The sequence below is a fragment of the Pseudoalteromonas sp. SR45-5 genome, assembly GCF_014163565.1.
GTDB lineage: Bacteria > Pseudomonadota > Gammaproteobacteria > Enterobacterales > Alteromonadaceae > Pseudoalteromonas > Pseudoalteromonas distincta.
In genome coordinates, this window is the sequence record NZ_JACJDN010000432.1 from 1 (window position 1) to 3,571 (window position 3,571).

Here is a 3,571-nt window from a genome sequence, read left to right on the forward strand (position 1 = left end):
CCTATTAAATATATGAGGCTGCATTTTTGCAGCCTTTTTTATAAGTCCTATTTGCAAGCCCTTCTAAATACCTCTCAATGTTGCGTCAAATTTAATCTGGCATCTATTTTGCATTTGTAAGTTCAGAGATTTTTTATGTGAGTCGATACTATGGACAAAATGGTCTACATTGCGGCCTCTGGCGCTAAGCAAAGCCTACAAGGGCTTGCTTTAAAAGCCAATAATTTGGCAAATGCAAATACAACGGGTTTTAAAGCTGACTTTGCCCAGGCGCGTTCTATGCAAGCGTTTGGCGAAGGTTTGCCTACACGTGTATTTTCAATGCAAGAGCGTCCGGGTTCAAACATGGTATCGGGTGGCATTGTTCAAACCGGGCGAGACTTAGATATCGCAATGAGCGATAACGCATGGCTTGCTGTGCAAGATGCCTCCGGTAATGAAGCTTACACAAAAGTGGGTACGTTAAACATTACAGCTCAAGGTATGCTCGTAACCAGCCATGGTCGTCAAGTTATTGGCGAAGGGGGACCTGTTATTTTACCCGTCCCAGTCGAAAAAATAGAGTTTAGCCAAGATGGCGCTATTCAAGTTCGACCACAAGGCGCTCCTGCTAACTTTTTAGAAGAAATCGACACGCTTAGAGTTGTTGAAGCAAATAGCTCACAGCTCGAAAAAGGTAACGACGGTTTATTTAGACCAAAAGCAAATGTAACAGTAGATACCTCTGCCAATGTAAAAGTTTTAAGTGGTTCGCTTGAAATGTCGAATGTGAATCCGGTTCACGAAATGGTCGACATGATAAGCCACCAGCGCCAATTTGAATTACAAGTGAAATTAATGAAAACAGCTGAAGAAATTGACGAGCGTCAAGATCAGTTATTACGCATAGTTTAACTTTAAAGTGAGGACACGATTATGAATCCAGCATTGTGGATCAGTAAAACGGGGCTAGACGCTCAACAAACCGATATATCGGTTATCTCAAATAATTTAGCGAATGCCAGTACCGTAGGTTACAAAAAAAGCCGCGCTATATTTGAAGATTTACTTTATCAAAATATTAATCAACCAGGTGGTCGTTCATCGCAAGATACCGAAATGCCGTCGGGCTTAATGTTAGGTGCGGGTGCTAAAGTTGTAGCTAACCAAAAAGAGTTTACGCAAGGCAACATGTTGACCACCGAAAACTCACTAGATTGGATGATTTCTGGCGAAGGCTTTTTTGAAGTACTGCAACCAGATGGCAATATTGCTTACTCGCGCAATGGTCAGTTTACTACTGATGGCGATGGACGAATTGTAACATCGGGCGCTGGTTACGTTATTCAGCCAGAAATGAATGTACCTGATGACGCGCAATCAATTACAGTTTCGCAAGACGGCGAAGTATCTGTACGTGTTGCAGGTCAAGCCGATAACGTTGTAATTGGTCAGCTAACAATTAGTGACTTTATTAATCCATCGGGCCTTGAGCCAATTGGTCAAAACCTTTATACCGAAACCGCTGTAAGTGGTGCACCGGTACAAGGTAACCCGGGTGTTGAAGGGTTAGGTAGCATTATTCAAGGCTCTCTTGAAACTTCAAACGTAAATGTAACTGAAGAGCTAGTAAATCTAATCGAAACTCAGCGTATTTACGAAATGAACTCAAAAGTAATTTCGGCCGTTGACGAAATGATGAGTTACATCAATCAACAGCTTTAATAGAATAGGGGGAATTATGCGTAATATTATTTTATTTGCAGCGGGCACATTATTTTTAAGTGGCTGTATGTCTACGCAAAATAGTGAGGTAGTGCAGGACGACCCTTACTACGCACCTATGTACCCCGAGCCTATCTTAGAGCCGCTGGTAGCCACAGGTTCACTGTTTAATACTCATACATCAAACGACTTATATTCTGATAAAAAAGCGCTACGTACTGGCGATATAATTACGGTTAAATTGCAAGAGTCTACTCAAGCAACAAAAGCCGCTAAAACAGAAACAGACAAAGAAACTGACGCAAGCTTAGACCCAGTGATTGGCTTAGGTGGTCTACCTGTAAATATAGGTGGCGATAGTATCCAGTTTGGTATTGGTAGTGATTCGTCGTTTACGGGTGATTCAAAATCAAACCAGTCAAACAGCTTAGTGGGCGATATTTCGGTTAATGTAATGCGCGTTTTACCTAACGGTAATTTAGTTATACGCGGCGAAAAATGGCTAACGCTTAATACCGGCGAAGAGTTTATTCGTTTAGAAGGGCTAGTACGCCCTCAAGACGTAAGCGCCGATAATACGGTTGAATCAAATCGTATTGCTAATGCACGTATTCAATACTCAGGTAAAGGGCAAACGCAAGAGGCGCAAAGTCCTGGTTGGCTTACACGTTTCTTTAGCAGTTCGCTGTTTCCATTTTAGAGGGTAACAACATGAATAGCCTTAAAGCTTTATGTTTAGTTGTGTTATTAGGTTGGCAGTTTACTGCCAGTGCTGAGCGCATAAAAGATGTGTCTATGGTTGAAGGCGTACGCTCTAACCAATTAGTCGGTTATGGCTTAGTAGTTGGTTTGCCAGGCACTGGCGAGCAAAACTCATACACACAACAAAGTTTTAGAGGCATGTTAAACAGCTTTGGTATTACGCTACCCTCAACTCAAAGCCCTAAAATTAAAAATGTTGCCGCTGTGGCGGTGCATGCAGAACTACCTGCATTTAGAAAGCCTGGGCAAGCAATTGATATTACGGTTTCTTCTATTGGTAGTGCAGGCAGCTTACGTGGCGGTACTTTACTACAAACTTTTTTAAAGGGTGTAGACGGTAACGTGTACGCAATTGCACAAGGTAGTTTAATTGTCGGTGGCTTAGGCGCACAAGGCCTTGATGGTAGTAGAGTTGTAATTAACACCCCTACAGTTGGTCGTATACCAAATGGCGCTACAGTTGAGCGCGCCGTGGAAAGCCCATTTATGCAAGGCGATTACATTACTTTTAATTTAAACCGCCCAGACTTTACAACGGCAAAACGCCTAGAAAAAACAATTAATGACTTAGTTGGCCCAAATAGCGCACAGGCAATTGATTCTGTTTCTATTCGTGTTATAGCTCCACGCGATGCATCCCAACGTGTATCGTACTTATCGACACTCGAAAACTTAGAATTTAAGCCAGCTGATATGGCCGCTAAAATTATAGTTAACTCGCGCACTGGTACAATTGTCATTGGTAAAAACGTTAAGCTTCAGCCTGCCGCTATAACTCACGGTGGCTTAACAGTAACAATTGCAGAACAACAAAACGTGTCACAACCAAACCCGCTAGCAAACGGTGATACAGTTGTCACGCAGCAGAGCATTATTGATGTAAATCAAGATGACTCGCGCGCCTTTGTATTTAATCCAGGTGTAAGCCTTGATGATTTAGTTCGCGCAATTAACGAAGTAGGCGCAGCGCCTGGTGATCTAATGGCTATTTTAGAAGCACTAAAAGAAGCCGGCGCAATTAACGGACAGTTAGTTGTTATATAAATAACTCAAGCCAATAAATAACGTATTACTTAAGCCCTATATTTTTGAAACAAGATATAGG

Annotated in this window: 4 protein-coding genes; all 4 read left to right on the top strand. The window is 42.1% G+C overall.

Annotation, left to right across the window (positions count from 1 at the left end; all coding sequences use genetic code 11):
* Positions 1–150: 150 nt before the first annotated feature.
* Genes flgF through H5072_RS14665 form a run of 4 tightly spaced genes read left to right on the top strand, consistent with a single transcriptional unit; the run spans position 151 to position 3,510 of the window.
* Positions 151–894, top strand: coding sequence for a flagellar basal-body rod protein FlgF (gene flgF, locus H5072_RS14650; protein ID WP_182693934.1), 744 nt, complete (start codon positions 151–153; stop codon positions 892–894).
* A 21-nt stretch (positions 895–915) separates the two neighbouring features.
* Positions 916–1,704: a flagellar basal-body rod protein FlgG gene (gene flgG, locus H5072_RS14655; protein ID WP_002959420.1), complete on the top strand. Its 789-nt coding sequence runs from the start codon at positions 916–918 to the stop codon at positions 1,702–1,704.
* Positions 1,705–1,720: 16 nt separating this feature from the next.
* Positions 1,721–2,404, top strand: a complete 684-nt coding sequence (gene flgH / locus H5072_RS14660; RefSeq protein ID WP_002959418.1) for a flagellar basal body L-ring protein FlgH — start codon at positions 1,721–1,723, stop codon at positions 2,402–2,404.
* An 11-nt stretch (positions 2,405–2,415) separates the two neighbouring features.
* Complete coding sequence (locus H5072_RS14665; protein WP_182693935.1) at positions 2,416–3,510, top strand: flagellar basal body P-ring protein FlgI; 1,095 nt, start codon at positions 2,416–2,418, stop codon at positions 3,508–3,510.
* The last annotated feature ends 61 nt before the right edge of the window (positions 3,511–3,571 follow it).

Coding starts and splice junctions, on each gene's coding strand:
- flgH (WP_002959418.1), top strand. CDS start 1,721: ATGCGTAATATTATTTTATTTGCAGCGGGCACATTATTTTTAAGTGGC.
- flgF (WP_182693934.1), top strand. CDS start 151: ATGGACAAAATGGTCTACATTGCGGCCTCTGGCGCTAAGCAAAGCCTA.
- H5072_RS14665 (WP_182693935.1), top strand. CDS start 2,416: ATGAATAGCCTTAAAGCTTTATGTTTAGTTGTGTTATTAGGTTGGCAG.
- flgG (WP_002959420.1), top strand. CDS start 916: ATGAATCCAGCATTGTGGATCAGTAAAACGGGGCTAGACGCTCAACAA.